The following is a 19,823-nucleotide window of genomic DNA, read 5'->3' on the forward strand; positions in this document are numbered from 1 at the left end:
GTGCTTATTTCCGATGCTCACAATTCTTACAAGTCTTATACGTCAAATAACGATGTGGAACACGTTATCATAAACGGAAGTAATAAAGAATATATAAAGAAAGGCATCTTTCACCTCAATAATATTAATAATTACCATTCCCGTTTAAAGAAATGGATAAGTCGTTTTAATGGTGTTTCTACGAAATATTTACAACTTTATTTAGTGTGGTTTCAATTCCTCGACAATAGAAAAATGGAAAGCGATTTGAGCAAGAAAAAGCAAATGCTTATCTTGGCAAGTGTTTATGGAACTTGGGAAACGGCAGATAAGTTGCGACTGAGAAACTTTGCATTCTAAGAGCCAAGATTATTCGTTTTTTATAAGAAATTAATAATGCAATCCCTTAGTACAATAAGGAGTCCTGTCAAATATATACGGATTTAAAAAATACTGGGGCAATGGCATTTTATAATGTTACCAAACGACGCTTTGGGGACATTTTAATTAATAGAAAAAGGACAATACCTTACTCTGTTCAAATGCTATAATAATAAAGTGGTGCAATGCGCCTATAAAGATTTATTTGTTAATTCCACTTTTTAGAATAACTATATTTGGAAGGTGATATTTCTATGGTAGAGTTAAGAAAAATTAATAAGGACAATTATGTAGAATGTTTAAACTTGCATACAACTGAAAGCAATGTGGACTTTGTAGACCCTGTAGCGTGGTCTTTGGCTGAAGCCTGGGTGTCGTATGATGATTCACGCCCCTTTGCAATTTATGCCGATAATGTGATGGTAGGCTATGTTTCAATGTATATTGGCGATAATAACCCCCAAATCATAAATTTTATGATAGATAACCGTTTTCAAAAAAGAGGCTATGGAACAGCAGCAGCTAGGCTTTGTATTGAATATTTGCAGAAAGAATACAATGCAAGTAGAATTTCCGTACCAGTTCATCTAGAACATATATCCGCACAAAAATTTTGGAGTAACATAGGATTTGAAATATCAGACACCATAGAGAATGATTATCTTTTCATGCGGTTGTACATACCTGAAAAATGTGTCTGAGTATATAAAAATGGAGCTTATTTCTATAAAAGGGCGCGATTGTTTCATAAGCGTTCTTGTTTTACTAACGGGGTGCTTTAGTGAAATAAGGATTTATAGCGTATACAAAACAAACCTAAATAACGTTCCCAAATGAAAGTTTGGGGACACAATAAAACACTTAAAACATCGTTATATCAATGTTTTAAGTGTTTTTTCTTTATTTAATCTATATACAGGTTTTTATGCACAATTGATTGAAGCTATATATAACAAGGTTTTAGCGATATTCAAAAAAATTTGAACTAGCGCACGTTTTGAATAAAATCTTGCATACGCAGCCGATTCCTTAACGTTGTAAATCAACCTTTTCCTTTAACATAGCCTTTTAATAAAGGAACCGAAAAAGAGCTATCCGACTCTATGAGTGGTAGCTCTTTTATTTGGTATATTAACCAATTATTGGAATTATCTGCAACATTAGTAGGCTTGGTTTCGTTATATAGATAGGAATATAAGCGAAAATTTTTTGGAGGGGAACGCATGCCACTTCGTAAATGGAAAATGATCATCACTATTTCCATTGGTTTAAATATTTTAATGGGCTGGTATTTATTTTCTAAATATCAGGAAAATAATTCTATAAAAAAAGGAATTATTATTCAGTATGCCTTGGGACAACAAGAAGCTTTAAATGAATTAGAAAGGGCATTAGCTAATCAGGATGATAAAGAAGAATTTGTTAAAGCATTAACTTCGGCATATGGAATCATATATCATATCGAAATATTAACAAGAAGTGATAATCCTATGAGTAAATATGTGGAATTTCCTAAAAATATAAATAAAATAAATGCTCCTTTGCAATCAATGAGTGTTGGTACATCATTATTTGATGACGCAATGGATCGATTAAATGTTAAATGGATTCAAGAATTAGAAAAATATACTTCCTATATTTCTCAAGTTGTAACTAAACTTGATTTTCAAAATCGAATTAATGGAAAAAGTTTAAACGAACAATATCATGTATTAAATGAAGTGAGCGATTTAATCGATGAATTTAAACTACATAAATAATGAATCGTTTTCTGAAATATTTGTGTTTTCTCAGAAAATAAGTGACCTATTTCTCTTAAGTGAAAAATAGGTCATTTTTTTGATTGACAATATATTACAGGTCCGTAAAATTAACCGTCCCAACAATATCTTCAAGGAAGTTCGCTAGCTCAGCTGCTTCTTCTTCCGTGACTTTGAATACATGCTCTAAATAGCCTTCTTCTTTCAAATCATCTGGGCCAATAATGGCGCTTCGCCCGGATTGCAGATCGATCACAATTTTTTTGCCAAAAAAGCTGTTCGTCGACATCAACGCAAGATCGAATCTACGTAAGGATTTACCTAAGATACAAACAAACCTAGTTGTTGTTTCTTCTCTATAATCATACAAAAAGTCAAAGTTAGACATCTCTTCTGCTCTTCCTCTCATGTGGAAACCTAAATTAATTGAATTAATTAGATTTATTATAAGCTAGCTGTTTTTGAAGGGCAATCTTTCTTGTACTATGAATTTATAAATCAGCTGAGAACACTCGCGATTTCAATCGTGAGATGAATCGGCTTCGGACAAGACGTGTCTATTGACACGTTAATTGTCCGACATACATAAAATTTGTAATCAAAACTATCTTTGCATATGTTATCCTATATTTGGGATGGATAACAATTCCAATCAAAAAGCGAGGTGAGAATAGTGATTGTAAACAAAGCATATAAGTTTCGTATCTATCCAAATAAGGAACAGAAAATCTTAATTGCTAAAACAATCGGCTGTTCTCGTTTCGTATTCAATCGCTTTTTGTCACAATGGAGTGATGAATACAAGGAAACAGGCAAAGGGTTAACCTATATTTCGTGTTCAGCTAAACTAACACAATTGAAAAAGGAATTCCTATGGCTGAAAGAAGTGGACAGTATTTCATTGCAATCATCGCTAAAGAATCTTGCTGATGCGTTTGACCGTTTCTTCAAAAAGCAAAATGATGCACCACGTTTCAAATCCAAAAACAACAAAGTACAATCCTATACAACCAAGCAAACAAACGGGAATATTGCCATTGTAGGCAACAAAATCAAATTGCCTAAACTTGGTCTTGTTCGTTTTGCTAAAAGTCGTGAAGTGAATGGTCGCATTATGAATACTACCGTAAGACGTAATCCAAGTGGAAAATACTTTGTGTCCATTCTTGTAGAAACAGAAGTGCAGCCAATAGAAAAAACAGGTTCTTCTGTTGGTGTTGACCTTGGATTAAAAGACTTGGCAATTTTAAGTACAGGAAAGGTATTCCCCAATCCCAAATGGTTTCGCAAACTTGAGGAACAATTAGCGGATGCGCAGCGTATCCTTTCCAAACGTATTAAAGGTGGTAGGAATTGGAACAAACAACGTGTTAGGGTCGCTAGAATCCATGAAAGAATAACTAATGCAAGAACAGACTACTTGCAGAAAATCTCTACTGAAATCATCAAAAACCACGATATTATTGGTATAGAAGATTTGCAAGTATCCAATATGTTGAAAAATCACAAGCTGGCTAAAGCAATTAGTGAAGTATCGTGGTCACAGTTCAGAATCATGCTTGAGTACAAAGCAAAATGGTATGGCAAAGAAGTAGTTACTGTATCCAAAACCTTTGCAAGTTCTCAGCTATGTTCGTGCTGTGGCTACCAAAATCAAGACGTTCAGAATCTAAAACTTCGTAAATGGGACTGTCCAAATTGTGGTGCACATCACGACAGGGATATTAATGCAGGACAAAACCTTAAAAACGAAGCTATAAGACTACTAACCGTAGGGACTACGGGGATAGCCTAATCAATTTGAAACCGATAGGTTTCCGTACTTAGGAATCTTGTGACTTCAGTCATGAGAGGTTCAAATTAGTCGATTTTGTGAACGAAGTAGGTTGTAATGAAAGATAGAGATAGCAGTAATGCGAGTAGAGCATAGGATAACTGGAGTCCAACATATACAATGCTATAGGCAGCAGCAAGTGGCCCAAGGGCAGCACCTAGGAATAGAACTAACGAATACAAGTTAATGGCTAGAGTAGCTGTACCAGCTTCAGCTAATCTGGAGATAAGTGCCACAAGGATTGGTGTTGTTAAAGCGATTCCTGCGACAAAACAGATGCTAAAGAACACGACGATCGTTACCCCGGTTGAATAACCCATTGCAATTGCACTAAATAAACTAATCGCTAAATTCATCTTTAAAATCATTGTAAATCGCATCCGTTTAACCAGTTCGCCCGCTAATGGTGATAATAAAATGCCAACGATGCCAAATCCTCTAACAAGTAGAATATCGCCTTGTGATAAGTTAAATGTCGAACTATTTAATTGCACGCCGAGTAGGGTATACATGGCTACAAATGCAAATAGAATCGTGATTGTGATGAGAAAAACGGGATAAAGCTTGCGATTCCCAATTACCGCCATATATTGCTGTCGTAAGGAATAGGAAGTAGAGCTTGAATGAAGCCTTATGCGAATACTTTGATTCTGTCTGAAGGTCCATGTGAGCAGCATGGCGCTAATCAGATAAATAATACCTAAGCTATAAAAGACATAGCTCCAATGTAAGGTAGCCGTTATGGCACCACTGAATAGTTGTCCAATAACACCAGCAGACAACATGCCTGTAGAGAGATATCCGAGAGTAGTGATCTTGCTATGCTCGGGATACGACTCAGCGATATAAGCTAGTGCAGCAGGTGCATAAGAAGCTGCGATAATCCCTTGAAAAGCTCGCATAAGAATGATACTCAGAAGGCTAGTGGATAATCCAACAAGTGGAGAGATGATTGCTAATAGAAACATGCCGATTAAAATAATTAAACGCGTTCCATAGCGGTCAGATAAAGCGCCAAAAAATAAACAACCAATCATGTAGCCAATTGAGAATGAAGTGCCAGTCCAAGCCGTAGTCGTGAGTGGTGTGTTAAATTCTTCTCCGATTAATGGGAGAAGCGGAATGGCAGCATATAAACTGCAAAGAACAGCAATTGCACACCAAACTAGAAGTATAGTTAACGATCTGGTTGCGAAATGAATTCTTGGCGATGCAGAAGAATTCAAGAATATCACCTCCTCAAATTAATATATTGCGATCACGATTGTCCTATGGTATTATTTGGATAACCGAAAAATGCTGAGGAAGCACCTCTCTTACGATTGCGTAGAAGAGGTGCTTTTTTGCGTTGTTCCGGAAACCTAATTTATGAAGGAGGAGATGACCCTGAACTTACTTTTCATGAACACACTCGAGAAAAAAGTAGGTGAGAATCGCGTCATTTCAGCACAAGTAGTCATTGGAGAAAGCAAGGGCATATGGCATGCCATGTGGAGTGAAACAAAGGATACGGGATACGATGAGCAGGAGAACTGGTATGAAGGTCAGCATTGGAATGAACTCATTACCTCATTAAGGGCGAACTTAATCGTGAAGCTGACGGATGGCTTCTTACCATTAATAACGGTTCCATGGGAAGAAGCTGGGCAAGGACTAGGCGAGAAGGGAAGATGGAATGCCTTGCTCCAATGCTATAGTGAATCAAATTTCAATAATGATGTGATGGATGCCCTTCGCAAATGGCGACGGGACAAGGCAGCTAAGCTTGCTAAAGCGCCTTACTTGATTGCAACGAACCGTATGCTGGAAATGATTGCAGCGCTTCTGCCGCAAAATGTGGACGAGTTAAAGCAATTACCTGGCTTTGGGAATGAGAAGGTAGCCCAATTTGGTGATGAGATATTTGCGATTACGATGACAGTTGATCGGGCAACCAGCTTCCCCTTAACATGGGTTGAACGTGCTGTAGATCCGATCATACTGCAGAAGTGGATCATGGAACAGAGAGAGCGAAAACGGAAGATTGAACATGATAAATTGGCTCGCAAGCGGAGATTTCTTGAAGCAATATGGCAGGGAGCATCGCTTGATTCGATCCTGAAAGAATTATCGATTTCACGAAGAGATGCCATTCTGCTCGTAGAGGAAATGGATAACGAAGGCTATAATGTCAATCCGATTGTTGAAGCTGAGCTGGAACAGGTTCAGGATGAGATGAAAACGTATGCCTGGGAGCTGTATGAGAAGCAAGGGGATCGATATTTGAAGCCGATCTTCCAGGCAATCATTGAGCAGGGTGAACTAAGCAGCAGCGATTCTGATCGGACATATCAATGGTTGCGATTATTAAGGATTCAATTCCGCAGAAGCAAGACGGCGATGCTGTTGAAGGAAGCAGATATGCAGTCACAAGCCAGCTAACCAAGAAGAAACGGCTTCGCCGTCTTTAATAGTTGGCGAAGCCGTTTCTTAGGTTGATACTTAAAATTTATTAGACAATTGCTATAAATTCTATATCACGCAAAAACACAGCTGCCCAAGAGGAATCCTCTTGCCGCTGTGTTTTTTTGGTTAACGTTATAACCAATCTTTTTTCTTAAATAAAACGAACATAAGAAAGCCTAACAAAGCCATAAATCCGATGACATATATATCCGCATGAGGAATTTCAAGTAATCCAATGATATTCGTAAAGTTCATACCGAACAAACCTGTTATAAAAGTTAATGGCATGAAAATCGTTGTCAAAGCTGTAAAAATTCTCATGATTTCGTTCGCGCGATTAGCAACGGCTGACTGATAAGCTTCTCGTAAGTTGCCCATCAAGTCGCGAAGCGTATCAAACGTATCTACAATTTTGACTGCATTCTCGTGAATGTCGCCAAAGTACTTTTGCAGTGTAGGCGAGATGAGCTTCAGATCCCGTTTATTCAAATTGCCAATTACATCTCGCTGAGGGACAAGTGCCTTCTTCAGCCAGAGAATCTCACTTCGAAGACCGACGATTTCGTTCAAGTGGGCCTTCTTAGTATGCATTAGAATATCTTCTTCCAGCTTCTCGATCTTGCCTTCGATACGATCTCCGACAGTCACGTAATTATCGACAACAAGGTCGACGAGATGGTAGAGGAAGTTATCTGGTGCGTTGACTTCTTCTTCCCACAGCACTGGCTTAAGCATACGAATTTCGTTTATCTTCTGCTTGGTTACCGTAATGATATAATGTTTGCCAAGAAAAATATTAAGTGCTCTTAGAAAAATTTCTTCGTCGTCAAATCGAATGGAATTGACCACAATAAAGTAATGTCCTTCGTAAATTTCAAGCTTCGGACGTTGTTCTTCTTCACTAAGGCAGTCTTCAACTGCCAAATCATGCAAATGAAATAAAGATTGCAAAATATCCAGATCTTCAACCGTCGCATCGATCCAATAGAAACCATTATCTGGTGGAACTAATGCAAGGGTGATATCATCGATAAGCGTAAATACGCCGTTCTGAACTAAGCGTGTTTTCATAAGCTATCCACCCTTCTAAGCGAAAGGCAGGGATTCCTTATAACAAGCTCGGGGTAAGCTGAGCCAGCCATCTAGGCAACATCCGCTGCACTTTTGCACATATGAAATTATGACTCACGATGCAACTGCCCGGGTCGCCGTCCATGCTTACTCTCCCCCTTTATTCATAAACCAACATATAAATATTTCGTGCAGAATACTTGTATAGTATATACCTACATTTTCCACAGTACAAGGAGCAAATGAAGGGAATTTATACCTAAAATAAAAATATAAAAATGTTTAAGTTTTACACCCTACGTGGATATTTCTCGCAGAAACGCCTCCGTACTTAGGACGGGGAAACGTTTCTTCTTGTCAGCACTAACTTTTAATTTTACTTGACTTTTGGAAAAGAATCAGTAACATTATTTACAAATCATATTAACTTTCTTATCAAGAGTAGGTGGAGGGACTAGCCCGATGATACCCGGCAACCGGCATTTTTCCTAATAAGGGAAAGCGTACGGTGCTAATTCTTGCGACAAGCACTGTTTGAAGTGTTTTTTGAGAGATGAGAGAGGCGGAATAAGTGTTGTTATTCATGACCTTTCTCAGTATTGAGGAAGGTCTTTATGATGTTTAAGATACAAATGAACCAAATTAAAGGAGTGTATGAAGATGCCAGTTAAAGTACCTGATCATTTGCCAGCCAAGGAAATATTACAGTCCGAGAACGTATTCGTAATGGATGAATCTCGGGCTTTCCATCAAGACATTCGCCCCTTAAGAATTGCGCTGCTTAATCTAATGCCTACCAAGGAAACAACGGAGACACAAATTTTAAGACTTTTGTCCAATACACCGCTGCAAATTGAATTTACTTTGCTGCATCCTAAATCTTATACATCCAAGAATACTTCGGAAGAGCATTTATCTTTATTCTATAAAACATTTGAAGATGTCAAAGATGAGCAGCTTGACGGGTTGATTATTACGGGTGCGCCAGTAGAGCAAATGAACTTTGAAGAAGTTGCTTATTGGGAAGAGCTCCAAGAAATTATGGAGTGGAGCAAGACTAATGTAACTTCAACGATGCATATATGTTGGGCAGCACAAGCTGGATTATATTACCATTATGAAGTTCCTAAATACTTATTGGATGAGAAAATATTCGGTGTATTCCCGCATACCTGTACTGAGAGTCACACTAAGCTTGTACGTGGATTTGATGAGATGTTCTTCGTCCCGCAATCACGTCATACAGAAGTTCGCCGCGAAGATATTACGAAGCATGCGGAACTCAATATTCTCTCTGAATCCGAGCAAGCTGGCGTATACCTAGTAGCATCCAAAGATGGCAAACAGATTTTCGTGACAGGTCATTCTGAATATGATCCGTATACGTTAAAATGGGAATATGATCGTGATGTAAACAAAGGTCTAGAAATTGCGATTCCTTACAATTATTATCCGAATGACGATCCTACACGAGTTCCAATGAGCACATGGCGTGCACATGCCAATTTATTATTTTCAAATTGGCTGAACTATTATGTATATCAAGAAACACCTTATGAATTAGCGGTAAATAAAAAGAAAGTAGTTCATTCATCTGACGAGCGGGGTTGAGTAGCAGTGAAAATCGAGAGCAAATTAGCGCAAATCGGCTCAGTTTCTGAGCCAGTCACCGGAGCAGTTTCCTTCCCTATTTATCAGGCGACTGCTTTCCGCCATCCTAAACTTGGACAAAGTACAGGATTTGATTATTCTCGCACAAAGAATCCTACACGAAGTGTATTAGAAGAAGCAATTGCCGAGCTTGAATCTGGTGATAGAGGTTTTGCTTTGTCCTCTGGTATGGCTGCTTTGCAAACCGTGTTTGCCTTATTCTCGCAGGGTGATCATTTGATTGTATCGGTGGATCTGTATGGGGGTACTTACCGTTTGCTAGAGAAAGTGATGTCCAGATTCGGTGTGCAAGCTACTTATGTCGATACGAATGATTTATCGGAGCTTGAATCTGTTTATCGTTTAGGCAGTACGAAGGCAGTATTGATCGAGACACCTACGAATCCGCTCATGATGGTGACAGATATTGCTGCTGTGTGCCAGTGGGCTAAAGAGAAGGAACTATTGACGATTGTAGACAATACGCTTCTCAGCCCTTTCCTGCAAAGACCGCTTGAGCTTGGTGCGGATATCGTCGTGCATTCTGCAACCAAATATTTAGGCGGCCATAATGATGTCCTTGCAGGTTTGATTGTAACCAAAGGCACTGAGTTATCTGAAAAAATATTCTTTTTATATAACTCTATTGGCGCGGTGTTAGGGCCTCAGGATTCCTGGCTGCTCATGCGTGGTATGAAAACCTTGGCTCTGCGGATGGAGCGCCATGAATATAATGCTACGTGCATTGCCAATTGGTTGCTAGAGCATCCGCTCATTACAGATGTGTACTATCCTGCATTAGCATCACATCCAGGATATGAGATACAGAAGAAGCAATCACGTGGCAATACGGGCATCTTCTCGTTTAAAGTCTCGGATGCTAGGTTAGTAGAACCATTGTTACGTCATTTGGAGTTGATTGCTTTTGCCGAGAGCTTAGGTGGGGTGGAGTCTCTATTAACGTATCCTGCGGTACAGACGCATGCAGATATTCCGGTGGAAATTCGAGAGCGTGTCGGCGTTGATGATAGGCTGCTTCGTTTCTCAGTAGGGATTGAACATGTTGATGATTTAATTGCGGATCTCTCGAGAGCGCTAGACATGGCCCAGAGTGAACTTGCTGGAGGTACTGTGTAATGGGTAACAATTCAAACAGCAATCGTGAACAGGATTATAGCTTCGGCACAAAGCTTCTGCATTTTGGCGGTGAAATCGATAAAGTGACAGGCGCTTCGTCGGTTCCAATCTATCAAGCATCGACGTTCCATCATTTTGATATTGATCATCCGCCAGCATTCGATTATACACGCTCAGGTAATCCAACGAGGGAGGCCTTAGAGGAGCAAATTGCGCTGCTTGAAGGTGGTAAACGCGGTTTAGCATTTGCTTCTGGGATGGCCGCTATCTCGTCCGCCTTTATGATTCTGTCTACAGGTGATCATGTTATTTGTACCGAAGATGTATATGGAGGAACATATCGCTTCTTATCCACGATTCTAAATCGGATGGGCATTGCCACAACGTTCGTTGATATGACGAATTTGGATGAAGTGGAGTCAGCATTGCAGCCGAGTACGAAGGCAGTATTTATGGAAACACCGTCGAATCCAACGCTTCGGATTACGGATGTACCTGCGGTTGCGGCATGGGCAAAGGAGCAGGGGCTCATTACGATGCTCGATAATTCATTCATGACTCCGTACTATCAGCGTCCGATCGAACATGGCGTTGACATCGTTCTACATAGTGCAACGAAGTTCCTAAGCGGACATAGTGACGTGCTTGCGGGGCTTGCGGTTATGGCAAACGAAGAACTAGGCAATCGAATGAAGGCTATCCAGAATGGAATGGGTAATGTGCTTGGGATGATGGACTCCTGGCTGCTAATGAGAGGGATGAAGACGCTCAAAGCGCGAATGGATGGGCATGAGCAGTCCGCGCACGTACTCGCGGACTGGTTATCGCAGCGCTCGGACATCGCTGCGGTCTATTACCCAGGGCTGCCGGATCATCCCGGCCGCCAAATCCATGAGCGCCAATCGCAAGGCTATGGCGCTATTGTCTCGTTCGACGTCGGTTCCGGCGAACGAGCAAAGAAGCTGCTGAACGCTGTGCGCGTTCCGCTTGTAGCGGTCTCGCTTGGCGCGGTCGAGAGCATCCTGTCGTATCCCGCCATGATGTCTCACGCTGCTATGCCTCGCGAGGTTCGCAGCGCCCGTGGCATCACCGACGGCCTGCTGCGCTTCTCTGTCGGCTTGGAAGATGTCTCTGACATCATCGCCGATCTCGATCAGGCATTAAAGCAAATTTAATGCCTGATCTTCTAAACCAGTATGCAAGCAAGAAGCCATATAGCGCTTATTGCTTGCATACTGGTTTTTGATGAATCTGCTGTATATTTGTTGGATTATATTCTAGATGTCTGATATGGATATGAATTTGAATATGAATAAGAATATGTGATGAAAGTTTAAACTACCTTTACGCCGTTCTCTTGCTTTATAGCTTTACAATGGGAGCCAAGCAGAATAATCGAGACGGCTACTAGGATAGGATTCGTACGTTTTTTCATTTGGAATCTACCTCCCTTAGAATGTCTTGCTTAACTTCTAATTTAAGTATAGTAGGAATGAGGCGGACAAACCATCGATTCAAATGACATGAAACTTACACTCTTGTAAGGCGAAATGAAAGAATTAATTGTTCCATATAGCACGAGGGTCTTCAAATATGTTACGATGTTTGAAGCAGAATAGAATGAACTCGATCAAATAGATAAAAATGAGGTGTTAATCTATGAAACCGATTGAACGCATATTGCATAAAGCTGTTTCAGGCGGACGTATAGATATTGATGAATGTATCACATTGTTTGAATCCGATCAGGTTGAAGCGATGGGACATGCGGCTAATCAGATTATGCTGAAGCATCATCCAGAGCCGATCACGACATTTGTAATTGGTAGAAATGTTAACTACACAAATATATGTGATACGTATTGCCGCTTCTGTGCTTTCTATCGGGCACCAGGCGCCAAGGATGGATATGTACTATCTAATGAAGAGATTTTTACGAAAATCCAAGAAACAATCGATGTGGGCGGCTCCGAAATTCTGATGCAAGGTGGAACTAACCCTAATTTGCCGTTCTCCTATTATACGGATTTATTGCGCGAGATTAAACGTAGGTTCAATATTACGATGCATTCCTTCTCACCAGCAGAAATTATAAAGATGCAGGAAGTATCAGGCGGACTAACGCTTGAAGAGGTTATGCGTGAACTTCATGCAGCAGGTCTCGACTCGCTGCCTGGCGGCGGCGCGGAGATTCTGGATGATCGCACACGTCAACGGATTTCGAAGCTTAAGGGCTCATGGCGGACTTGGATGGACGTGATGCAAACGGCTCATAAGATTGGGATGAATACGACAGGTACGATGGTTATCGGTTTAGGTGAAACGATGGAAGAGCGTGCTTTGCATCTGCTTCGTATTCGTGATGCACAAGACGATGTCGCTTTGAATGGTTGGAACTCCAAAGGCTTCCTTGCCTTTATTCCGTGGACATTCCAACCGGATAATACAGCGCTCGGCGTAGCTCTTAAAAATCAACGTCAAACGCCTGAATCTTATTTGAAAACTTTAGCGATCTCAAGAATTATGCTGGATAACATTCCGAACTTCCAATCTTCTTGGGTAACTATGGGACCGGAAGTCGGCAAATTATCCCTACAATATGGATGTAACGATTTTGGCTCAACGATGATGGAGGAAAATGTGGTTTCCGCGGCAGGCACAGCGCATAAGGTGAATATTGCAGAAATCCTGCGTTTGATTCGTGAAGCGGGTAAAGTACCAGCATTACGTAATACGAAGTATGAAACGCTCCACGTTTACTCGGATACAGAACAAGCAGATAAAGATTTCGTTTTGCAGAATTAACTTATAGACTCAATTAATGAGTAAGTAAAAACGCTTATCCCACATTCGTACAGAATGGTGTGGGATAAGCGTTTTTTATATCATTGATAATAGCTTGTGTATAGGGATATTACCTTCTTTATTCAATTACTTTATCTTTAATCAATATGATTTCAGCCACCTCAAACCTTCTATTTTTTTCACTTATAGGTTGTGGTGTTGATAAAACAATTCGTATTAGGTTTCCTGACGAAAAATCTTCTAGTGTAAGAGGATTATCTGAGATATCTTTGAATACAGTTGATTTATTAATATCTACAGTACATAAATAACCTATACTATTCGCTTGTTTCTTTCCTTTGTTTATTACATCTGAGCAGTTTACAACAATTTCATTCTTTGAAATGCTATCAATAGTTGTATTAAAAGAACTCAAGGAGTTACATGCTGATGTAATTAACAACATAATTAGCATCAGTGGTATTAATTTTACTTGCCTACTTATGTTGATCCCTCCCCACTTTTTACATCATCGGCCACCTCGAATATCGATATTTTCATTCTAATCTATTCTCGGTTCTTTTTGTCTGCTTATTTAGTCAATGTTTCTACTTAATGGGACAACCGCATAGAATGCAAGAGAAACGGTTTTAGTGAACAAAAGGTGGTGTCTACAAATGTGGAGCGAATTCGGGATTTCGAGAGATACACAGAGGATGTTAGATACTTTAATCAAGAGTAACAACAAGCTCAATAATTTGAAGCTTAGACTGCGATTTGTCGTGACTGGAAGTATATTTTGCATGTCTCTATTTGGTCTGGCATTCATGAAGCTTTCTCTTATTCCATCAGGGGGGGATGTGCTCAGAATCATTGGGGCATTCTCAGGAGAGAAGCTGCTGCTTGCACTTCTATTGATAAGCATAACGTTAGTTGCTTACTCCAACAGTTTATCCAAGAAAGTAGAATCAACCAAGAAGAAATACGAAGGTCTTCGAGCAGAAGTTATTGATAAGCTGTATACTTCTTGGTTGAATAACACGAGCTCAGAGATTCGGGATCGAATATCCAAGAAAATGAGTGATGAATACGGCATTAATATGGTTTATAAAACAAAGCAATAGTTATTTATGGCTTTATGAATTGTCCACGAATCGGTTCTACATCGTTATTCAATCGAATTCGGATCGATTTGGCGTTGCCAGACGCAATGTCGGGTGAATTCTGTACTTGAAAATGAATATGAGCTTCACTGGAGTTGCCTGAATTGCCGCATAATCCAATAACATCTCCTTGTTTAACTTGATCCCCAACTTTGACGGAGGCGGATTGGTATTGCATATGTCCAATTACGCTGTATTCCTCATTGCCGTGATCAATAATCACGTAGTTTCCAAAAGGATTCTTCGCGTTCATCGTCCCAACAGGATGATTATCCTGAATGTTGACCTCGACACCGACCACAGTTCCATCAGCGGGTGCAACGACTGCTTTACCGTAAGCATAATAGCTTTCATTGGCTTCTTTATCCCCTTGATAAGTGAGATTATCGTGGCTTATTACGAGATCATAGGCATAGCGCTGGCTTTCATGTGGATAATGATAGTTGAGAGGTTCGCTTGCCCCTCCCCAGCCAGTAAGCCATTCATCCTGAATCGGCATTTGATAAGTATTCTTTGTATAGGTTCGGTCTGTCTCTGGATAGGTTGTAATGGGCTCGAAAATTAAACCGACGATCGTCCCTGCATCATCCGCAAGGGCGGTCAGATTCTTAGTGCGACTCTGATCATGCCAAATATATTGCGTGAGATTGGTAACTATTGGCAGGCTTGTTTGGAATACGTATTCGGTTACTCCCTTATTAAATTCTGCTCCAGCAGATTGTAAATCTGTAAGTGATATTTCTTTTCGAAATTCCTCCGACAACTGGTTATAAATCCGCTCAAAATCTCCTTGCAAGAAAGCCTCATTTAATTGTTTCATCTCCAACTTATTCACTCCTTGTGAGTTGCTGCAGCCAATAAGTAAGCTTAAACAGACGATGGGAATGATTCCTGCGCTTAATCTCTTCAATATGTTCATCTTTTTCCTCCTAGATTGATATCTCGTTTTTATCATAGGGGACCAATTTTACTAAGGCATAACCGGAGTCTTAACATTACCTTAATTTTTTGCAATAGACGTAACGATCCGTAATAAGCATGGTATTCTTGTAAGTATCATGTTTATTGGGAGGAAGGTAATTTGGATCAAGCACAAATACTGCTTGTTGATGATGAACAAGCGATTCTTCAAATGTTATCAATTATTTTACATAAAGAAGGGTTTAAACAGATTGATACAGCGATTACGGGGGAGGAAGCTGTAACAGCTTGTAAACGTAAAAGGTACGATCTCATCATTCTGGATGTGATGTTACCAAAGCAAAGTGGATTTGATATATGTCCTTTCATTAGGCAAACGACGAATGCACCGATTCTTTTTCTAACGGCAAGAACGACGGATTTAGATAAACTAACGGGATTTGCGCTTGGTGGTGATGATTATATAACGAAGCCGTTCAACCCATTAGAGGTTGTCGCAAGAGTTAAAGCACAATTGCGGCGCTATCTGCCTTCTGAACCGATTGTTTATGCGCCTAAAATTTATGATTATGGACGATTTACAGTTGATGAATATGCCGGAGAATTGCGTGTAGAGGGGGAACTAGTTGACTGCCCATCCCAAGTCTTCGGATTGCTGTTATTCTTCTGTCAGAATCCGAATCGCTTATTCACTAAAACTCAGCTATATGAGCAGGTATGGGGGGAACACAGCATCTCTGATGATAATACTGTTATGGTGCATGTCCATCGAATCCGTGAACGGATCGAAAAGACATCAAGTGCGCCAGAGTATTTAATTACAGTTAGAGGACTTGGATATAAGCTTGTCACAGGAAGAGGCAATCGATGAGCATCAGGAAACGTTTGACAGGGCAATTCGTTTGGCAGCTCTTATTAGCAGGATTATTGATGATTGCTCTGATTGTGGCGACCTTCTTTTATATTGCAAATAAAATGTCTGAGATTGAAGTCAATCAAAATTTTGGCGCTGCGGGACTATCGAAGCTTGTTGATTCTCTTGAAATGAAGGACGGCAACATTACTTTTGATAATCAGCTGCTTGAGATTGTAGATCGTCATGCTGGCTGGTTGCAAGTCCTTAATGAGGAGGGTAAAGTCATCACCTCATATCATACACCGAAAGATGTGCCCAATGCTTATATCGCAGGTGAGTTAACCTCATATTATAAAGGTCAAATGGAATTTCCTTATCATATTTATATTTGGATTCAAACAAAGAACAATACGATGTATACGTTAGTTTACGGTGTTCCTAAGACAAACAAGGGTTTACTTTTACTTCATCATGTGAAACAAACAGCAGTAATAAATGAAGGCAAGATTAATCTGCCAGCCGAATTGAGCGAACAGCTACAGGCTGTACATGGTTATATACAAGTGCTAGACAGCAAAGGGACAGAGGTGGCTTCACGATTTAAAGCAGCTAATGCCCTCAGTCAGTATACGGTTCAAGAGCTTGTCCTTCGATCCCAGTATAGTGATCGCTACAACAGCCAATTATTTTTGGAATATGATGAAATTACCAAGCAAACCTGGTTGTTACATGTGCCCTTGACCATTCCTTATTCAGATTCTTCACCAGAGCTTGTTATTTTGCTTATCGGGTTTATTTGTATTGTCACTACAATTGTGATTATTTTTCTTTTCTTATCCCTATGGTATGGAAAACGTTTTGGTACACCTATTCTTCATATGATGAATTGGCTTCATAATTTGGCGCAAGGTAAATATGAAGAGCCGCGGGATGTTATGGGGCGACCTAAGAGTCGAACAATCACAGGTAGAATTAGACGAAAATATCAGATGTATTCCGATATTCTAGGATCATTGCAGCAGTTGACAGAAGGTCTACAACGTAATGATGAGATTCGTTTGCAGCTAGAAACGACTAGAAATGAATGGATTACAGGTGTCACACATGACATGAAGACCCCCCTTTCCTCGATTCTGGGCTATGCACATATGCTTAAGGCAGATCATTATCAATGGAGTAATAGGGAAGTTCATGAATTTGCTGCCATTATACAAGAAAAAGCGGATTATATGGACTTGCTAATCTCTGATTTAAGCATGACCTATCGGTTGCAAAATGATGCTCATTTTTTAGTTTTTGACCAAATGGAGATCAATCAGTTTGTTCAAACTTGCATCGTACAGTTTATGAACGATCCACAATATGAAACAGCTGAAATAACACTTGAACAAGCAAATGAACCCATCGATTATCCAATAGATCAGAACGGATTCAGACGGATTATTATGAATTTGTTAGCAAATGCGTTTATTCATAATCCTAGTGGAACAAAGGTACAAGTTACGATCTACCTGGATTCTGAAGGATTCGGAATTCTGTTTCAGGATAATGGAGAAGGCATGGATCAGATAACGATGAATCAACTTTTTGACCGTTATTATAGAGGGACGAATACGGAAGGCACAACGAATGGAACTGGTCTAGGGATGGCTATTACTAAGCAGCTTGTGCTTAAGCATGGCGGTACAATCAAGGTGAGCAGTGCGACTGGTCAAGGAACACAATTTAAGCTTTATTTTTCAAATTAAGAATTCATACGCCCTCCTTCTGCCAAATTGTTCGTCGTATATATGCCGAAGCTGAGCCATATACTTAGCTTAAAGCAGAGCAGTATTGACGATTACGGCAATAGAAAGGAAGTGAGCATGTGAAGCTGCTATCGATCATTGTTAAACCATCGAAGTCTTATGTCTCAAAGTTGTATGAACGGATTACAACAGAGCTAGGAAATTTACATAACGGTTCTATACTGGAAACGATTCATTGCCAATCGTTCGATCATTATGAGCAAATTACGATTCACGCTAATTTGCTTGGTGATGACAGTAAAGAGCTAGAGGTTCAAATTATTGACGCTGTGTCAATTGCACTTGCACAGCATATCATCCATGAAGAAACGTCTGGTATTCTGGAGGATATTATTACGAAGGAGTTCCATTATCGCGATGTGGAAGAATTGACACAGATCAAGCAATATTGTACGCAGTTCTTGAATGGTTCGAGCGATTCTCCTCATGATTTGGAACAATCCAAAGTTCGTCGTGTGCTAAAAATGAGTACACATCTACATCAATACATCATGGAGAACCGAGTACTGAATTTAAAAGGTTTTACTCGTTTTCGTCTAGATGATTATATGGAAGAAATGCGGGAAATTGTCGAATATGCAATAGACGAATTCATGATGGAGCGGCAGTACAAGGAATTTATCGCTTTACTCAAATATTTTGTCTATATTCAGGAAGCCAAAATTTCGGTTGTTCACCTGCTGCATAAGGGTGGTCATGAGTTTACAATTCTAAATGATAAAATGCAGCCAGTTGATATAAATCGATTTGAGTCGTCCCTTACGACAGACTTCCTGGAGAAGGATATGAATTTTGAGGATATGATTGTATCAACGTTAATTACCGTATCTCCAGCAAACATTTATATCCATACCAAAGAGCCAGAATTACCTATTATCAAGACGATTATGCAAATTTTTGAAGATCGTACGGAAGTTTGTTCCCATTGTCCTGTGTGTCATCGATTTTTCGGAGAGATTTTACGTTATTAAACCATATGGTTCCTATTCATAAGTATCCCTAATAGCTATTTGGCTGTTAGGGTTGTTTAATTTATACGTAATATGGACACACTCCCTAAGTAGGGGGAGATATAACCATATGCTAAAACAATTATTAAGCCAAACCAAATGGGTTAGTGCGTGGGTGTTTATTCATTTCATTGTGATGCTAAGCGGTGGCAATAATCAAGCTGCTGATTCAAATGATCAAATCAAGCAATCGGACAGGACATCGCAGATCTCAACCATTCAAGCACCACAAAATCCAATGAATAATGAACCAAAATTAGTAACCCAAATACAACCTGAACCTGCATTAGAACCAGAACCAGAGTCTGTTCGGGTAAGTTATAAGTATAAACCAGATTTAAATCATGATTTGCAGAAATATGTGCCTGTTGAAGTCGTCGCTACTGGTTATTACGCAGGTAAAGAATCGACGGGTAAAACGAAAAGTCATCCTGATTATGGGATAACGTATTCAGGTGTCAAGGTTGTTCGTGATGAGAAATCTTTCTCTACAATTGCAGCTGATCCTAAAGTATTTCCTATCGGATCTGTGCTGTATATACCAGGATATGGATATGGCATCGTAGCCGATACCGGCAGTGCAATTAAAGGGAAAAAGATCGATCTGTACTTTGAGACGAAGGATCAGGTATATCGTGAATGGGGCAAGAAGAAGCTGAATATTTTCCTCGTCAAAAAGGGTGAGGGTAAATTGGATAAAACGATTTGGAACGAGTCCGAAATCGAACTGTTTCCAGTGGCAAATGGCAACAAGCAACCAGCTCGCAGGGTGAATGGGAACCCGATGTAATGCAGAAGATAGTCATACGGGAGGTGATCCTATATGGCGAAGAATAAGAGTCAAAATCCGAATCGTAATCGAAATGCTGCTGCTGATACTGAATTTGCATCTGAGAGTTCCACAGCATCATCCGCGATGAACATGAGCAAAGCACAGAGGCAGCAAAACCAAAATAGCAGCAAGTAGGCAGACAGCAATGAGATTAGCCTACCAAATAGAAGAGGGGGCAACCCCTCTTTAACT

General features: G+C 39.9%; 20 protein-coding genes and 1 riboswitch. Of the genes, 15 read left to right on the forward strand and 5 right to left on the reverse strand.

All coding sequences use genetic code 11. The features are described from left to right. From E0485_RS21540 to E0485_RS21550, 3 genes are all read left to right on the forward strand, one after another. A partial coding sequence (locus tag E0485_RS21540; RefSeq protein WP_132417143.1) for an IS1595 family transposase occupies nucleotides 1-339 on the forward strand: 339 nt, incomplete at its 5' end. 275 nt (nucleotides 340-614) lie between these two features. Next, nucleotides 615-1,061: a GNAT family N-acetyltransferase gene (locus tag E0485_RS21545; RefSeq protein ID WP_132417142.1), complete on the forward strand. Its 447-nt coding sequence runs from the start codon at nucleotides 615-617 to the stop codon at nucleotides 1,059-1,061. A gap of 522 nt (nucleotides 1,062-1,583) precedes the next feature. Beyond that, nucleotides 1,584-2,120, forward strand: coding sequence for a hypothetical protein (locus E0485_RS21550; RefSeq protein WP_132420142.1), 537 nt, complete (start codon nucleotides 1,584-1,586; stop codon nucleotides 2,118-2,120). A gap of 94 nt (nucleotides 2,121-2,214) precedes the next feature. On the opposite strand, the gene E0485_RS21555 is transcribed toward E0485_RS21550, so the two are convergent. After that, nucleotides 2,215-2,508: a DUF3055 domain-containing protein gene (locus E0485_RS21555; protein ID WP_132420143.1), complete on the reverse strand. Its 294-nt coding sequence runs from the start codon at nucleotides 2,506-2,508 to the stop codon at nucleotides 2,215-2,217. Nucleotides 2,509-2,793: 285 nt separating this feature from the next. On the opposite strand from E0485_RS21555, the gene tnpB reads away from it, so the two are divergent. Then, nucleotides 2,794-3,915 carry an IS200/IS605 family element RNA-guided endonuclease TnpB gene (tnpB, locus tag E0485_RS21560; protein WP_132420144.1) on the forward strand — a complete coding sequence of 374 codons (1,122 nt, stop codon included), beginning with the start codon at nucleotides 2,794-2,796 and terminating at the stop codon, nucleotides 3,913-3,915. A gap of 65 nt (nucleotides 3,916-3,980) precedes the next feature. On the opposite strand, the gene E0485_RS21565 is transcribed toward tnpB, so the two are convergent. Next, complete coding sequence (locus E0485_RS21565) at nucleotides 3,981-5,180, reverse strand: MFS transporter (protein WP_165921255.1); 1,200 nt, start codon at nucleotides 5,178-5,180, stop codon at nucleotides 3,981-3,983. A 154-nt stretch (nucleotides 5,181-5,334) separates the two neighbouring features. On the opposite strand from E0485_RS21565, the gene E0485_RS21570 reads away from it, so the two are divergent. Continuing rightward, nucleotides 5,335-6,375: an HRDC domain-containing protein gene (locus tag E0485_RS21570; RefSeq protein WP_165921256.1), complete on the forward strand. Its 1,041-nt coding sequence runs from the start codon at nucleotides 5,335-5,337 to the stop codon at nucleotides 6,373-6,375. Between the two features lie 156 nt (nucleotides 6,376-6,531). Here E0485_RS21570 and corA read toward each other — a convergent pair whose 3' ends face one another. Next, nucleotides 6,532-7,470: a magnesium/cobalt transporter CorA gene (gene corA / locus E0485_RS21575; RefSeq protein WP_132420147.1), complete on the reverse strand. Its 939-nt coding sequence runs from the start codon at nucleotides 7,468-7,470 to the stop codon at nucleotides 6,532-6,534. Between the two features lie 429 nt (nucleotides 7,471-7,899). Next, nucleotides 7,900-8,030: riboswitch (SAM riboswitch) on the forward strand. Between the two features lie 100 nt (nucleotides 8,031-8,130). Here corA and metA point away from each other — a divergent pair. The 4 genes from metA to mqnC all read left to right on the forward strand — a co-directional run bounded on the left by metA (nucleotide 8,131) and on the right by mqnC (nucleotide 13,062). Further along, on the forward strand, nucleotides 8,131-9,081 hold the full coding sequence (gene metA / locus E0485_RS21580; RefSeq protein WP_132420148.1) for a homoserine O-acetyltransferase MetA: 951 nt from the start codon (nucleotides 8,131-8,133) through the stop codon (nucleotides 9,079-9,081). Between the two features lie 6 nt (nucleotides 9,082-9,087). After that, entirely contained in the window at nucleotides 9,088-10,257 is a 1,170-nt protein-coding gene (locus tag E0485_RS21585; RefSeq protein WP_132420149.1) for a PLP-dependent transferase, read from the forward strand. Next, nucleotides 10,257-11,432 (forward strand): trans-sulfuration enzyme family protein, encoded by a 1,176-nt coding sequence (locus E0485_RS21590; protein ID WP_132420150.1) that lies wholly within the window; start codon nucleotides 10,257-10,259, stop codon nucleotides 11,430-11,432. Before E0485_RS21585 ends, E0485_RS21590 begins: the two co-directional genes overlap by 1 nt. A 484-nt stretch (nucleotides 11,433-11,916) precedes the next feature. Then, entirely contained in the window at nucleotides 11,917-13,062 is a 1,146-nt protein-coding gene (mqnC, locus tag E0485_RS21595) for a cyclic dehypoxanthinyl futalosine synthase (protein ID WP_132420151.1), read from the forward strand. Nucleotides 13,063-13,180: 118 nt separating this feature from the next. Here mqnC and E0485_RS21600 read toward each other — a convergent pair whose 3' ends face one another. After that, the gene (locus E0485_RS21600) at nucleotides 13,181-13,477 is read right to left on the reverse strand and encodes a hypothetical protein (protein WP_132420152.1); all 297 of its coding nucleotides are present in this window, start codon (nucleotides 13,475-13,477) and stop codon (nucleotides 13,181-13,183) included. Nucleotides 13,478-13,718: 241 nt separating this feature from the next. On the opposite strand from E0485_RS21600, the gene E0485_RS21605 reads away from it, so the two are divergent. After that, the gene (locus tag E0485_RS21605; protein WP_132420153.1) at nucleotides 13,719-14,165 is read left to right on the forward strand and encodes a DUF2663 family protein; all 447 of its coding nucleotides are present in this window, start codon (nucleotides 13,719-13,721) and stop codon (nucleotides 14,163-14,165) included. 4 nt (nucleotides 14,166-14,169) lie between these two features. On the opposite strand, the gene E0485_RS21610 is transcribed toward E0485_RS21605, so the two are convergent. Beyond that, a complete protein-coding gene (locus E0485_RS21610) occupies nucleotides 14,170-15,123 on the reverse strand; it encodes a M23 family metallopeptidase (RefSeq protein ID WP_165921257.1) in 954 nt (317 codons plus the stop codon). Nucleotides 15,124-15,285: 162 nt separating this feature from the next. Here E0485_RS21610 and E0485_RS21615 point away from each other — a divergent pair, with 162 nt between their 5' ends. From E0485_RS21615 to E0485_RS25230, 5 genes are all read left to right on the forward strand, one after another. Then, the gene (locus tag E0485_RS21615; RefSeq protein WP_132420155.1) at nucleotides 15,286-15,996 is read left to right on the forward strand and encodes a response regulator transcription factor; all 711 of its coding nucleotides are present in this window, start codon (nucleotides 15,286-15,288) and stop codon (nucleotides 15,994-15,996) included. After that, nucleotides 15,993-17,729, forward strand: a complete 1,737-nt coding sequence (locus E0485_RS21620; RefSeq protein ID WP_132420156.1) for a sensor histidine kinase — start codon at nucleotides 15,993-15,995, stop codon at nucleotides 17,727-17,729. The genes E0485_RS21615 and E0485_RS21620 overlap by 4 nt, the downstream gene beginning before the upstream one ends. Nucleotides 17,730-17,848: 119 nt before the next feature. Next, nucleotides 17,849-18,760, forward strand: a complete 912-nt coding sequence (gene ytxC, locus E0485_RS21625) for a putative sporulation protein YtxC (RefSeq protein WP_132420157.1) — start codon at nucleotides 17,849-17,851, stop codon at nucleotides 18,758-18,760. A 109-nt stretch (nucleotides 18,761-18,869) separates the two neighbouring features. Further along, nucleotides 18,870-19,589, forward strand: a complete 720-nt coding sequence (locus E0485_RS25820; RefSeq protein ID WP_328591331.1) for a 3D domain-containing protein — start codon at nucleotides 18,870-18,872, stop codon at nucleotides 19,587-19,589. A 33-nt stretch (nucleotides 19,590-19,622) separates the two neighbouring features. Next, entirely contained in the window at nucleotides 19,623-19,766 is a 144-nt protein-coding gene (locus E0485_RS25230; RefSeq protein WP_165921258.1) for a hypothetical protein, read from the forward strand. The last annotated feature ends 57 nt before the right edge of the window (nucleotides 19,767-19,823 follow it).

The sequence above is a fragment of the Paenibacillus albiflavus genome (assembly GCF_004344915.1).
In the GTDB taxonomy this organism is placed as follows: domain Bacteria; phylum Bacillota; class Bacilli; order Paenibacillales; family NBRC-103111; genus Paenibacillus_AM; species Paenibacillus_AM albiflavus.